We start from the raw sequence: 13511 nt of genomic DNA, 5'->3' as shown, positions 1-13511 counted from the left end.
ATGCTGGCGCGTGCCTATGAAATGCCCTGGCGCCGCGCCTATGAGGCCTACGCAAGCTCAGCCTGGCTCGTGGCACTGGTGGCAACGGTCATTGCATCGGCGCTTTCGCACGTGCCAACGCAAGTGGCCATGCCCCTGGCGCTCACCTGCCTCGCCATGGCGGTGTGGCGAGCGGCACAAGCGGCGCACATCATGGTGTTGCGCGCGGCGCTCACCGGACGGGCGATGCAGGTCATCGGCCCGGTCGAGCAGGAGAAGCTGACCGGGGATCCCGGGCAGGTCTTCCTCGGCTTCGGTTTCGATTGGCTGCCCCAGCATTCGCAGCGCCTGTACGAACTCGCCAAGATCGATTACCGCCGCTACACAGCATCGCCAGCCCTGCTCAATCTCCTCGGGTACAAGGTCACGCCCCAGCCGGACGCCGAGATCGGCCTGCCGTACATCCATGGCGTCGAGCCGCGCGAGCGCGCGCTGTACCGGCCTTTGCAGAACTTCGAGGGGGGCACCCTGTTGGTCGGGACCACCCAGGCCGGCAAGGGCGTCGCGCTGTCGAACCTGGTCACCCAGGCCATCCGTCGCGGCGATGTCGTCATCGTCATCGATCCGAAGAACAGCCGACGCCTGAAACGCGCGGCCATCCGGGCCTGCGAGCGCTACCGCGATGCGGACACCTTCATGGAGTTCCATCCGGCTTTTCCGGAAGCGGGTGTGCGATTGGACTTTGCCTTCAATTGGCAAAAACCCACCGAGCTGGCGTCACGTGTGCAGTCCATCCTGCCACCGGACACCGCGGGTGCTTTTGGCGCCTTCTCCTGGGATGCGGTCAACGTCGTCGTCCAAGGCCTCGTGGATCTCGAAGAGCGCCCGAGCCTGGCCAAGCTGACCCGCTACATCGAAGGGGGCATCGAGCCCGTGCTGGAGCAGTCGCTGCGCCGCTTCTACGAGACCGAGTTCCGGGACGGCTGGCGCGAGCACCCGGAGATGAAGCGTCTGCTCAACGAGGCCCACAAGGGCAACATCAAGCGACCGTCCGAAGCGGCCAGCGCCGACCTGATGGCCTTCGTGGCCTTCTATGAGCACCACGTGCCGCAGAGCCAGCGCAACAAGGTGATCGACTCGCAGGTGCGCGTGTTCAGGCACAACAGGGAGCACTACCAAAAGATCACGGCGAACCTCCTGCCGATCCTGTCGATGCTGACCTCGGGCGATCTGGGCCGCAGCCTGAGCCCGGATCCGTTCGACCCCGCCGACAAGCGGCCGATCATGAACTTCGAGAAGCTGGAGCGCGGCGGCCATGTGCTCTACATGTGCCTGGACTCTCTTCCTGATCCGTCGGTCGCCTCCGCCATCGGCGCCCTCGCGCTGGCCGACCTCGCCGCACGCGCCGGCATGCGCTACAACCTGGGCGGCTACCGCCGTATCTCGCTGTTCGTCGACGAGGTATCGAATGTCATCAACCAGCCCTTGATCGAGATCCTGAACAAGGGGGCCGAGGGTGGCATCTTCACCACCTGCGCCATGCAGACGCTGGCCGACCTGGCCAAGCGTCTGGGCAGCGAAGACGCTGCCCGCATGGCGCTCGGCAACCTCAACAACCTCATCGCCCTGCGCTCGAAGGACCGGCCGACGCAGGACTTCGTCGTCGAGACCTTCGGCAAGACGGCCATCCATTCCCTGCGCGTCGGTATGGGTCACGGCGCCGACGCGCACCTCGGTGACTTCTCGGCCAACTACTCAGCGCAGATCAGCGAAACCTTCGAGGAAATGATCCCGGCCGACGTGCTCGGCAAGCTGCCCAACCTGCAGTACTTCGCCTCGGTCTCGGGCGGGCGCATCATCAAGGGCCGCTTTCCGATCCTCGACACGGAAACGCCCTTCCCGGAGCCGCTCCAGCGGCTGGCGGCATGATCCGCGTCATCTCGATCGCGGCGCTGACCCTGCTGCTCATCTTCGTGCTGTACCTGCCGGCCGCGAATCCGCCCGAGCGGTTCATGGCCCAGATCCGCAACGAACACGGGCTCAATACGGCGTTCTGGGGCGAGGCCCGGGCCGAAGGCATCCTGGAACGCACCCTGGCGATGAACCAGGCTCTGAGCGGCGCCAGTCCAGTGCCGAACGCCACGCAGGCGCCACACACCGACCGCATGGCCGAAGCCGTCACCCAGGAAATGGAGCGCGTAAACCAACGCTTCTTCGGCAACGCCTATTTCCGCTCGATCGACGCCCTCCTGTTGCTCGCCACCTTTCGCCTGGCCGCGCTGGTCGAATGGCTGCCCGTACAGGCGTTCGTGATCCTGGCACTGGTGATCGACGGCCTGATCGTCCGCATCCTGCGCTCCAAGGAATTCAAACCGCATGACCCGGAATGGTTTGCGCTGCATGCCAGCGCGTTCGTGCTGCTCGCCTGTGGCAGCGTCGTGGCCTTCCTCGTACCGCTCACCATCGCGCCGCCCCTGTTGGCGCTCGTGCCGGTCGTCGGCACGCTCTTTCTGAGCCGCGTCATCGCGAACTTCCACCGGCAAGGTTGAGTGCGGTGCAGTCGAGCAATCCCGCGCGCAACATCGGCTGCTCTTGCCCCGACACCCGGAATGCGTCCCTCGGACTACGAACTCAAATCGAAACCCGACATCAGCGCAATATCCGGTCGAGCTGTGGGCGCAAAGCTGGAAACCGCTGTCCCAAGGCCACCACCGTCTCCGCCTGCAAGCGGAGCAACTCCGCGATGTCTTCAGCGACCTCCCTCACCCCGGCCGTCAGGTGAATATCGACGATGTCTCTGCTCACCCGAGCCTGGCTAGGAATCAGCAGCAGCGACGATTGGCTGACCCAAACAGGTAGTTCGATCAGGTAGGCGGCACCGGCCAGCATCGCCACGTCAGCCAGGACACGATGGTTGCGTGGCACCTGCAAGACGAAGAACTGCTCCAACAGCCAGCGCCATGCCGGTGCATTCAGACAATCCAGCGAGAGCTGCGCTCGCAACGGCATGGCCCGGCCGATCTCGCGAGCGATGTAGGCTGCACCCGCCAAGTGATGGCTGCCCCCGCCGTTACAGACGAACAGCCGACCATCCCAGGCCTGGAGCATGAGGGTGTCCGAGCCAGGCGAATGGATCAGACGCACCTCCCTATGCCGGGTCATGACCGCGAAGCCAGCTTCATCGGCCGACACTTTCAGATACGCCGCATAGTCGCGCCCGAAGTCCTGAACGCTATCGAAAGACCGATCTTCCGATTGGCTGTTGCATATCCCTTCAACTTCGGTGATGTCGAAATCGAAATCGGGAACCCGGATCGTCTCGGCAAGTGCGCCACACGGATTGGTCACACGCGACTGGTTGCCCTGCACTCCCTTGAAGCACCACCCTCCGTACGTTGATTTGTCGATGGAGGGTGAAGTCTGCGCAAGGTGGTCCCACATCACGGTGGATCCCTTGAAGATTCCTGCCCTGCGGCGCAGCGGGAACACCAGGTCCATTTCCCCTTCCAGCCGACGAACGCCCTCAACCAACTTCCGCCATCGCTCCCCCCGAAACCTGGACAGTGGCGTAGGCCAGCGCAGCCATCGGCGCCATAGGGGCCACGCGTCCGCCTGAAGCACGGCCACGGGGAGGTTCTCGTCCTCAATTCGAGCTTGACTGAGCAAGCAATGCTCCATGTTCAACAGCAATTCCCCTGTTTGAGCTATTTCAGAATCATGAGAGACAAGCTTGCCAAGTCTGGCAGGCAATGACAATCATGCTTGGACGCTCGTCAGCCGCAAGCACACCGGGCCGCAAGATTAGGTCCAGTGACGAATTCGCAGTCAAAGCCCCCGAATTCGACCGAGACCCGAGGGAACTGCATCGGTACGCTTCTCCCCATGCCACATCGAGAGGTCACCAGCATGCAACCGGTCACGAACACCCAATCCAGCGAGGCGCAAGCCGGTCAATCGTCTTCGGGCACACCGGAGACTGTCGAGACACGCCTGTGGATCGAGGAACACACGTGGCTGTACGGCGTGCTCAAGAGTCCCTTGAACCAGGCGCCGACCTTTCGCTTTCCCGACCTGATCAGTGCGTGCGTCACGGCCGTGCTGACGCCCCCGGAAGGCTATCGCGCGCTGTTCACCTATCTCGGCACCCAGCTCGTGCTGCGCGACCCCGCCACGGCACGGCGCCGCGAAGCCATGTGGCGCCCCCAATACGAGCAGCTGCAAGACGTGCAACGCTCGCCCGCCAATCAACATCCCAACCCCAAGTTCCAGCTCGACCAGTTGACCACCGCCGCGGTGGCGCTGTGCAGCGAGGCCGACCCCACTGGCGCGTTGGTGCTCAAGTACGCCCGCATGAACATGGCTGAACGCGCCAAGCCCCGTTTGCAGCAAGCGAGCGGCTGACGCCACGTCGCGACCCAACCCGCTCGCTCACCTGCGCACTTACCCGCATACCCCACCCGCCTGAATCACCCCGCCTGCCCGACGCAGGCCGACCCGCTGCCTACCCCGACCGGCCTTCCGGTCCTACCACTCCCTGGTCCTTCCGCCATCGCGGAAGGTGGTCTGGCTGTCGAGAGGTGATTCATGCCCCGCCAACTGCTCGTTGCCGTTTGCCTGCTGTGCGGCGTGTCCGCCAGCGCGCACGCTTGCTGGAATGACATCGCCCAACGCCATGGCATTCCGGCAGATCTTCTCTATGCAGTCGCGAAAGTCGAGTCGAGCCTGGATCCCAAGGCGGTCAACCGTTCGCACTTCCAACGCACGCGGTCGGTCGACATCGGCCTCATGCAGATCAACAGCCGGCATCTGCCCCAGTTGGCCCGCGAGGGCATCACGGAAACTCGTCTGTTCGAGCCCTGCACGAACCTCGATGTCGGCGCACGGTTGCTGGCCGATCTCTTCGCTCGCAAAGGTCTCAGTTGGGACAGCGTCGGCGCCTACAACGCCGCCTGCACCGAACTGAAGGGAGAAGCCTGCACGCAGGCCAGAGCGCGCTACGCGTGGAAGGTGTACCGCCAGTTGCCTGGCAACAGGCCGGCAACACGCCGGTCGCTCACACCTCGCCGGGATGAAGCAAGCCCAGCAGCACGCCCGACGATTCCCTTGCTAGCCGTGCGGGTGGCGCCATGACGATCCGTCAAGCCACCGTCTCCATGCTCTGGTCGCTTCCGATCATGGCCACCTCGCTCATGCTGTCCTCATGCGCGAATCCGGTTGCACGGGCGACACATGCCCCCACCGCGCTTGCGTCCGCCCCCCAGCTTGCGCAGATCGGCTACGGCGCGCAGGCCGACTTCGTTCAGTGCGTTCCACCGCAATGCCCCCTGCGCACACCCAAGACCATCGGCGCCGCCCCGGCCCCCGAAGTGCCGTCGGCAGCAGCCCCAGAGGTTTCGCCTTCATCGCTGGCGGTCAGGCCCGTGGAACCCGCCCCTGAAGCACCCCGCACCAGCATCGGCTCTCCTGTCACCGCGGAACGAATGAGCTGGAGCGTGCCGTTCGCCTTCGGCAGCGCGCAGCTCGGCGCGACCGCCCAGGCCGTCATGCAGAGGGTGATCGACGCGCTGCCAGGCGATTCGCGCGTCACGATCGCCGGCCGCACCGACGACATCGGCCCTGGCGCCGTCAACGACGCGCTGGCTCAGGCGCGTGCCGAAGCGGTGCGCGATCACCTTCTGCGCGCACGCCCGGCGCTGGCGCCGGACATCACGGTGCAGGCGCAGGGCAAGTGCTGCTTCGCCGCTGCCAACGACACGGCAGCCGGGCGCGCCCGCAACCGGCGCGTCGAGGTCGTCGCGGAGCCTGCTGCGTCCCCGCCTTGAGCGGCTGGCACGGCCCTCGTCACGACCTGCATCCCCACCCGCATCTCACCCGTTTTTCCCCCGCTTCGACCCGCGTTCGCAACCCGCTCATCGACCCGCTCCGACCCGTCCGCGCCCCGTCTCTCGACGCTCATTTCAACGGAGGTCTTCCATGAGCACTGCAACGCTTGCGCCGTCCCGCCTGGACGTGCGCCGTCCCCTCGCCTTCCTCACGCTGCTTGCGCTCAGCCTGCTCGGGCTGTTCGCGGCTTTCCCGAGTTATGCCCTCGACCTGGTGGGTTTCACCGGCATCACCGGCCCCCTCACGTCAGCGCTGACGCAGATCTCGGCCCTCGGGCCCGGCATCAAGGCTCTGGTCGGCTTCGTCGGTTTCGTCGTCGCGCTGATCTCGCTGGCTGCGCTGCGCAACTTCGGTCCCGTCTTGTTCTACGTCGGGCTGGCCATCTTCGGTGCCGTGGGCCTCGTGATCGCCGGCGCGATCATGGGCGCGGTCATCTAAGCCGGGCTCGGGTCCAGGGAGTCCGGCATGCGCACCGACACCTACATCCCGCGTCGTCTCGACGACGCCTGGAAGATCGGCTTCTGGGACGTCGATGTCGCGGCGCCCGTCTTGTTCGCCTTCTTCATCGGCTACGTCTCCGGCACCAAGCTGTCCTTCGCCATCAGCATGGCGGTGGGCATCGCGGTGTCGCGCTGGGTCTCGAAGCTGAAGGCGGACAAGCACCCGGCCTTCGCCGTGCACTGGCTGTGGTGGAACCTGCCGAGCACGCCGATGACGGCGCTCGCGGCCACCCCACCCTCCCACATCCGCCGCATGGTCGGCTGAGCCGGGAGGACGCCATGGACTTCGAACGGCTCAATGCCGACCGCAAGGAACTCCAGCGCCGCAACCGCGGCCTGGGCCTGGCGGTCGGCGCCCTCGCTATCGGCCAGATTCTGACGCTGATCGCCCTCCTCAACGTGCTGGGGAGTGAGCGCACGGTGATCGTGCCGCCCACCCTCAATAAGTCCTTCTGGGTCACCGACGAGAAAGCCAGCGGCACCTATCTGGAACAGATGGGCACCTTCATCGCCTGGCTGGTCCTCGACGTCACGCCGGCAACGATCGACTGGAAGAAGGACGTCCTGCTGACCTACATCGAGCCGTCGCAGCACAACGAGCTCAAGTCGCGCCAGGAAGTCGAGGCCGAGCGCCTGAAGCGCATCAACGCCACCACCGCGCTCGCGCTCGAGCAGCTCGTGCCCGACAGCAACGGCCAGAGCGTCGTCATCCGCGGACGCCTGCGCACCCTCGTCAACGGCGTCGAGACCGCCAACGAACCGAAGGCCTACCTGGTCGAGTTCAGCTTCGGTGGCGCGCGCATGCACCTAAAGACCTTCAAGGAGATCCCGTATGCGACCCACTGACCCCCGCACCGGGGCGCTCCGCGTCGCGGTGGCCCTCGCCCTTGCCTTCGGACTGGGCAGCGCGAACGCGCTGCAGGTGATCGACACCCGCGACGGCGCGTCCATCGAGGCCATCCTGTCGATCCAGGAGCCGACCCGCATCCGCATCGAAGGCGCGCCCATCACGGACGTCTTCGGCAACATCTACAGCAGCGGCTGCACAGCGGCGCAGGCGACGACGGCCCTGCCCGCCGGCATGGCGCCCTCGGCAGGCACAGGCCCCCAAGCCGCCTCGCCGATCACACCGGCGATCAACCCGGCCGGCGAGATCGTCATCGAGTGCGACCGCGACAAGGGCGAGATCTACGTCCGCCCGGTCGGCGACGGCAAGAAGCCGATCAACCTTTTCGTCTCGTCGGCCCGCGGCACCTACACGCTGCTGCTACGCCGCGCCGACACGCCGGCCGACACCATCGTCATCCGGGACAAGGCGGCGCTGCAGCGGCGCGCCGACGCCAGCGCGCCGCGCCCCGCGCCGGGCAGCGCCGCGAGCCACGTGCGCAGCCTCAAAGCGCTGCTCGTGGCGATGGCCTCCGAGCGCGCACCCACCGACATCCAGGTCGAGGACATCGGCCAGCCCATCACGCTGTGGCGCGAAGCGCGCTTCACGCTGGAGCGCACCTACCGCGGCCGCGGCCTGGTCGGCGAGCGCTATGTGCTCCAGAACGTGAGCGAGGCGCCCATGGTGCTGACTGAGCAGGAGTTCGACCGCGAGGACGATGAGGCCGGCAGCGTCGTCGGCGTTGCCATCGAGCACCACAACCTGCGGCCGGGCGAACGCACGCTGGTCTTCGTGATCCGCCGGGAGGTGCAGCCATGAGCGGGCACATCCCTCCGGTGCGCGAACGCGCCGGCAACGCGCTGCGCGGCGTGGTTGACAGGCTCTCGCCGCGCCAGCGCCAGTACGGGTTGCTCGGCCTGATCCTCGTCGGTGGCGTCGGCCTGCTGTGGCTGATCCTCTCGCTCACCTCGTCCCCGCCCCATGCGACCGACGCCAAGCGGCAGGATCAGCCTGGCAGCGTCACCAACATCGGCGTCATGCCGCCGGGAACCCAGGTCAACCCGGTCGATCAGTGGGTCGGCACCGCGGGCCGCCGGCTGGCGCAGTACGAGTCGGAGCGCGATGAGCAGAGCCGCCTCAACAAGGAACGCTCGGCCTTCGAACAGCGCACCATGCAGCGCTTCTCGGAGCTGGAGCAGAAGCTCACCTCGGCGAACCAGGCCGCGGCGACGCCCACGCCCCAAGCGCCAACCCCTGCCCCACAAAGCGCACCCCAACCCGCGCCGCAGCCGAGCCCGCAACCGTCGCCGACGACGATGCCGCCGGGAACACCGGACCCGGGCACCTCGCCCGCGCGACCCACCGTACCGGAAGCGCCTCGCATTTCCCGCGTCTCCATCGCGCCGCGCGAACGTGCCACGGACAACGGTCAACCTGCGCCCACCGGCCCCCAGGCGACCGCTGGCACTGCCGATACCGCCAAGGCGAACGAGGCCCGCACAGTCTCGACCTTCCTGCCGGTCAGCTTGACCCGAGGCACGCTGCTCGGCGGACTGGATGCACCCACCGGCGGACAATCGCAGAGCAATCCGCACCCGGTCCTCATTCGCCTTTCCGACAACTCGATCCTGCCCAACCGCATGCGCGGCGAGTACCGCGAGTGCTTCGTGATCGCCGCCGGCTACGGCGACATCAGCAGCGAACGCGCCTACCTGCGCACCGAATCCCTGTCCTGCGTGCGTGCCGACGGCGCCGCGCTCGAGGTGCGCATCCAGGGCACGGTCTACGGCGAGGACGGCAAGGTCGGCCTGCGCGGCAGGTTGGTGACCAAGCAAGGCCAGATGCTCGCCAACGCACTGCTCGCCGGCGTGGTCAGCGGCATCGGCCAGGGCCTGGCCACCTCATCCACCGAGTACAGCACCTCGGCCCTCGGCACCGTGGCCAGCGCCTCCGGCGCCGAAGCCTACCGCGCCGGGCTTGGTACCGGCGTCGGCAAAGCGCTGGACCGCCTCGCCCAGTACTACATCAAGTTGGCCGAGAACACCTTCCCGGTCATCGAGGTGGACGCCGCGCGTGAAGTCGACGTGGTGATCACCAAGGGCGTGCGTATCGACACGCCGATGACGACGGCGACCACCAGCCGCGCCAACACATCCCCCGCCAATCGCTACCTGGAGGTCGCTCATGATCCCGACTACTGAGGGCGGGCACGCAGCGCCGTCCACGCGCCAATCCCAACCCGTATCCCCAACCACGCCCAGGCGCCTCGTTGTCACCGGCGCGCTGCTCGCACTGCTGGTCGCCCCAGGCCTTGCGACGCAGGCCCAGGCCGCACCGGACGAGAGCGCCCGCCTGCGCAGCGCGCTTGAGAAGGCCCACCCGGGCACACGATTCACCGACATCGCACCGGCGCCGGTCAAGGGCCTGTACGAGGTATGGATGGACGGCAACGTCGCCTACGTGTTCGCGAGCGAGCCGCGCTACTTAGTCTTCGGCCGGCTGTTCGACACGCAAACGATGCGCGACCTGACCGGGCCGAAGCTCGCGCAGCGTGCTCAGTCGGATCCGGCCAATGCCGCCGCTGCGGCACCGCAACCGATCGCCTTCGACCGCCTGCCGCTGCAGGACGCCATCCGTACCGTGCGCGGCACCGGCGCCCGCAAGCTCGCCGTCGTCAGCGATCCGGCCTGCCCGTACTGCAAGCAGCTCGAAGCGGAGCTCGCCGGCATCGACAACGTCACGATCTACACCTTCCTCGTCCCCTACCTGGGCGAAGCCCGTCCGATCGCCATCTGGTGCGCCGCAAACCGCGAGACCGCCTGGCGCGACTGGATGGCCAAGGGCGATGCCAGCCTGCAGCACACCGGCGCGCCCTGCGCGCACCCGATCGCGCGCAACCTCGCGCTCGCCCGCGGCTTCGGCATGCAGGGCACGCCGACGCTGATCTGGGCCAACGGCGAGCGCACCGAAGGCTTCATCGACCGCGCCGCGATCGAGGCACGCCTCGCCACGACAACGGCAACGACGGGGGGCCGGCCATGAACTCGCGTCTACAGATCGGCGCTCGCCTGCTCCCGCTCGTCGCCGTGCTCGCCCTGAGCGGCTGCATGTCCATGTCGGGGCTGGGTGGCGACTCCAAGTACGCCTGCAAGGCACCGGACGGCGTGACCTGCGATTCGGTTTCAGGCACCTACGCCAACGCGGTGGCAAACAACCTGCCGAGCCTGCGCAAGCGCCAGACCGCCCGCAGCGCCACTCCGGTTGAACGTCAGGTGCCGGCGCCCGCGGTGCCACGCGACGGCCTGCCGGCTGCCGGTGGATCTTCGTCTCAGGAACAAGGTTCGGCGCTGCGCGCGCAGGCCCGCTACCTGCGCCTGTGGGTGAAGCCCTGGGAAGACATCGACGGCGACCTGTACGACCAGGCCCACGTCTACGTCCAGATCGACCAGGGCCGCTGGCTGATCGACCACGTGCAACAGCGCATCCGCGAGGCCTACACCCCCTTGCGCCCGCCGCCGGCGGCGAGCAGCGCCCCGACCACAAACGACAACGCAGCCCGCAGCGACGCAGTGCCCGCCATCGCGCGGCCCTCGGCCTTGCTGCCCGGACTGGGAACAGACAACACCCCGGAGGTGCCGCGATGAAAAGCCATCACGCCGGATGGCGCCCTCTGCAACTGCCTTTCGGGCTGGGCGTCTCGCCCGACAGCCCGGCTGAGCAGTTCGCTGCCTGGCTGCCCTACATGGGCTACCTCGACGCCGAGTGCATCTTCGCCAATCGCGATGGCATGGGCTTCATGTTGGAGCTGATGCCGCAGTCGGGCGCCGATGACCGCATGGCCGAAGTGCTCGTCTCGCTTTATGCCAACTGCCCCGCGGGCACGGGCGTGCAGGTCCATCTGTTTGCGTCGCCGCACATCCGGCCGCAGCTTCGCCGCTACGCCAACCTGCGCGTCGAAGACGAGGATCAGCTCGACAAGGCCCAGCACTGGGGCCGCCCGGCGCGCAACGAGAACCTGTTCCGGGCGCTTGCCCGCCAGCGGGTCGGCCACCTGCTGGCCGGCGCCCAGAAGTCGCTCACCGCCGGCTTTCACTACACGATCCGCGACTTCCGCCTGATGCTCTCGGTGACGCTGCCGAGCGACCCGGAGAACCTGAGCAAGCGTGACGAGTTGTTGGCGCTGCGCGACTCGATGGCCTCCACGCTGCGCTCGGCCTCGCTGCCCAATCGCGTGTGCGACGCGGCCGACCTGATCAACTGGTGCGCGATCTTCACCAACCCGGATCGGCTGTCCAGCACCGACGCACCCGACCTCAACTACGACGACGGGCGCGAGTTGCGCGACCAGATCGTTGATTTCGACACCATCCAGGATCCACACCCGAGCGGCATCAACTTCTGGAAGGAATCCAGTCCCGAAGTCCTCGAAGCGCGCTTCTATTCGATCAAGTCCTTCCCCGAGCGCTTTGCGTTGTGGCAGATGGGCTCGCTGATCGGCGACCTGATGCAGCCGGCGCTGCAGTACAGCGCACCGTTCCTGCTCACGCTGGGCGTTCACGTCCTCGACCCAAACGCGACCAAGCAGGTCGTGACGGCGAACCATGTCCGCGCAACCCAGAACGCCAAATCGAAGATGGCCGACGTCATGCCGGACGTCAAGAAGAAGCTCGACGACTGGACGGCCGCTGCCGATGCGATCGACACCGGCGGGAACCTGGTCAGCATGTACCACCAGCTCGCCATCTTCTCCAGGCCGGAGAAGGCTGCCGCGGCCCATGAAGCGGCCAACGCGATCTGGCGCGGCCGCGGTTTCACCTTGAACGCCGATGCGTACATGCACCGGCAGGCGCTGCTCGCCAGCCTGCCGATGACCCTGACCGAGCGCTTCCACAAGGATCTGGCCAAGATGCGCCGGGTCACGCGCAAGACGATGGCCAACGCCATCCACCTTGCGCCGCTGATCGCCGAGTGGCGCGGCACGCGCACACCCGCGCTGGTCTTCGGCGGCCGGCGCGGGCAGTTGATGACGCTGGACCTGTTCGACAACGACCTGGGCAACTACAACTTCGCCATCATCGGCGCCCCCGGTTCGGGCAAGTCGGTCCTGATGAACGAAATGGCGTGGTCCTACCGCGCCATCGGGGCCAAGGTCTGGATGCTCGACCTCGGTCGCTCCTTCGAGAAGCTCTGCCGCAAGGCGCGCGGCACCTACATCGAGTTCAAGCCCGATGTGGACATCTGCCTCAACCCCTTCTCCATCGTCCAGGACATCAACGAGGACATCGACATGCTCGTGCCGGGCATCTCGAAGATGGCCTCGATGCAGCACTCGCTGGAGGAGGTCCAGTACAAGGCGATCTCTGCGATGGTGCTCAAGCTGTGGCGCCAGTACGGCCAGGATCTGACCATCACCGGCCTGCGCGATGCCTTTCGCACCGGCACGCTCGAAGAACTCGGCGCGATCAACGACCAGCGCATCAAGGATCTCGCGATCATGCTCAACCCCTATGCAAAAGGGGGGCAGTACGAACGCTTCTTCGAGGGCCGCGCCAACGTCGATTTCAGCAACGATTTCATTGTCATTGAGAACGAGGAGTTGAAGCGCCGCCCCGACCTGCACGCGGTCGTGAACATCCTGCTGCTGCATCAAATCACCGGCGAGATGTACCTGACGCGCAATCGCAGGAAGGTACTTTTTATTGACGAGTTGAAGCAGCAATTGGGCGACATCGGCGCCGACGATCCGGTGAAGGCCGCCGTGGTCGAGGAAGCCGCGCGCCGCGCTCGCAAGTACGGCGGAGCGCTGGGCACTGCGACGCAATCGGCCGACGACTACTACGGCTCGGCGCAGATGGAAGCGGCGTTCAACTGCTCCGATTGGGTCTTCCTGTTGCGGCAAAAGCCCGAGTCCATCGAGATGCTGGACCGCAAGGGCCGGCTCACGATGGACGAGCCGAAGAAGCGGCTTCTGAACTCGCTGCGCACGGAAGCCGGTGCTTTCTCGGAGCTCTACATCTCGTCGCCCGTGGGCGAGGGCGTGGCGCGCAACATCCTCGACCCGGCAACCCACCTGCTCTTCTCGAACAAGCTCGAGGACAACGCGCCGATCGACGAACTGCGCGCCCAGGGCTATTCCATCGACGAGGCGATCGCCACGTTGCTGCGCCAGCGGGGGCACGCCCTATGAGCACGTCCGCCCAACCGCCCGAAGAAAGGGGCTCTGCTGCTCCTGGAGAGGATGTCGCGCAGCGACACGCGGGGCG

14 protein-coding genes are annotated in these 13511 nt (G+C 66.6%); 13 read left to right on the top strand and 1 reads right to left on the bottom strand.

The window, feature by feature from the left end; genetic code table 11:
* Positions 1-1908, top strand: a complete 1908-nt coding sequence (gene traD / locus L6Q67_RS03125; protein WP_138861492.1) for a conjugative transfer system coupling protein TraD — start codon at positions 1-3, stop codon at positions 1906-1908.
* Positions 1905-2528 carry a DUF4400 domain-containing protein gene (locus tag L6Q67_RS03120; protein ID WP_138861493.1) on the top strand — a complete coding sequence of 208 codons (624 nt, stop codon included), beginning with the start codon at positions 1905-1907 and terminating at the stop codon, positions 2526-2528. Before traD ends, L6Q67_RS03120 begins: the two co-directional genes overlap by 4 nt.
* Positions 2529-2628: 100 nt before the next feature.
* Here L6Q67_RS03120 and L6Q67_RS03115 read toward each other — a convergent pair whose 3' ends face one another.
* A complete protein-coding gene (locus tag L6Q67_RS03115) occupies positions 2629-3477 on the bottom strand; it encodes a DUF6685 family protein (protein ID WP_138861494.1) in 849 nt (282 codons plus the stop codon).
* Between the two features lie 408 nt (positions 3478-3885).
* Between L6Q67_RS03115 and L6Q67_RS03110 the strand changes: the two genes are divergently transcribed.
* From L6Q67_RS03110 to traC, 11 genes are all read left to right on the top strand, one after another.
* Positions 3886-4380 carry a hypothetical protein gene (locus tag L6Q67_RS03110; RefSeq protein WP_138861495.1) on the top strand — a complete coding sequence of 165 codons (495 nt, stop codon included), beginning with the start codon at positions 3886-3888 and terminating at the stop codon, positions 4378-4380.
* A gap of 183 nt (positions 4381-4563) precedes the next feature.
* On the top strand, positions 4564-5109 hold the full coding sequence (locus tag L6Q67_RS03105) for a lytic transglycosylase domain-containing protein (protein WP_166300376.1): 546 nt from the start codon (positions 4564-4566) through the stop codon (positions 5107-5109).
* A complete protein-coding gene (locus L6Q67_RS03100) occupies positions 5106-5801 on the top strand; it encodes an OmpA family protein (protein WP_166300374.1) in 696 nt (231 codons plus the stop codon). The genes L6Q67_RS03105 and L6Q67_RS03100 overlap by 4 nt, the downstream gene beginning before the upstream one ends.
* Positions 5802-5952: 151 nt before the next feature.
* Positions 5953-6300 carry a hypothetical protein gene (locus L6Q67_RS03095; protein ID WP_166300372.1) on the top strand — a complete coding sequence of 116 codons (348 nt, stop codon included), beginning with the start codon at positions 5953-5955 and terminating at the stop codon, positions 6298-6300.
* A gap of 27 nt (positions 6301-6327) precedes the next feature.
* A complete protein-coding gene (traL, locus tag L6Q67_RS03090; RefSeq protein WP_166300370.1) occupies positions 6328-6627 on the top strand; it encodes a type IV conjugative transfer system protein TraL in 300 nt (99 codons plus the stop codon).
* Positions 6628-6641: 14 nt separating this feature from the next.
* On the top strand, positions 6642-7208 hold the full coding sequence (traE, locus tag L6Q67_RS03085) for a type IV conjugative transfer system protein TraE (protein WP_166300368.1): 567 nt from the start codon (positions 6642-6644) through the stop codon (positions 7206-7208).
* Positions 7195-8067 (top strand): type-F conjugative transfer system secretin TraK, encoded by an 873-nt coding sequence (locus L6Q67_RS03080; protein ID WP_166300365.1) that lies wholly within the window; start codon positions 7195-7197, stop codon positions 8065-8067. The genes traE and L6Q67_RS03080 overlap by 14 nt, the downstream gene beginning before the upstream one ends.
* Positions 8064-9449 carry a TraB/VirB10 family protein gene (locus L6Q67_RS03075; RefSeq protein WP_166300363.1) on the top strand — a complete coding sequence of 462 codons (1386 nt, stop codon included), beginning with the start codon at positions 8064-8066 and terminating at the stop codon, positions 9447-9449. The genes L6Q67_RS03080 and L6Q67_RS03075 overlap by 4 nt, the downstream gene beginning before the upstream one ends.
* The gene (locus tag L6Q67_RS03070; RefSeq protein ID WP_166300361.1) at positions 9433-10290 is read left to right on the top strand and encodes a DsbC family protein; all 858 of its coding nucleotides are present in this window, start codon (positions 9433-9435) and stop codon (positions 10288-10290) included. The genes L6Q67_RS03075 and L6Q67_RS03070 overlap by 17 nt, the downstream gene beginning before the upstream one ends.
* The gene (locus L6Q67_RS03065; protein ID WP_166300359.1) at positions 10287-10892 is read left to right on the top strand and encodes a TraV family lipoprotein; all 606 of its coding nucleotides are present in this window, start codon (positions 10287-10289) and stop codon (positions 10890-10892) included. The genes L6Q67_RS03070 and L6Q67_RS03065 overlap by 4 nt, the downstream gene beginning before the upstream one ends.
* Complete coding sequence (traC, locus tag L6Q67_RS03060; RefSeq protein ID WP_166300357.1) at positions 10889-13435, top strand: type IV secretion system protein TraC; 2547 nt, start codon at positions 10889-10891, stop codon at positions 13433-13435. The genes L6Q67_RS03065 and traC overlap by 4 nt, the downstream gene beginning before the upstream one ends.
* Positions 13436-13511 lie beyond the last annotated feature (76 nt).

The sequence above is a fragment of the Zoogloea sp. genome, assembly GCF_023150065.1.
Lineage (GTDB): Bacteria > Pseudomonadota > Gammaproteobacteria > Burkholderiales > Rhodocyclaceae > Zoogloea.
This window is presented reverse-complemented; position numbering and strand designations above follow the sequence as displayed.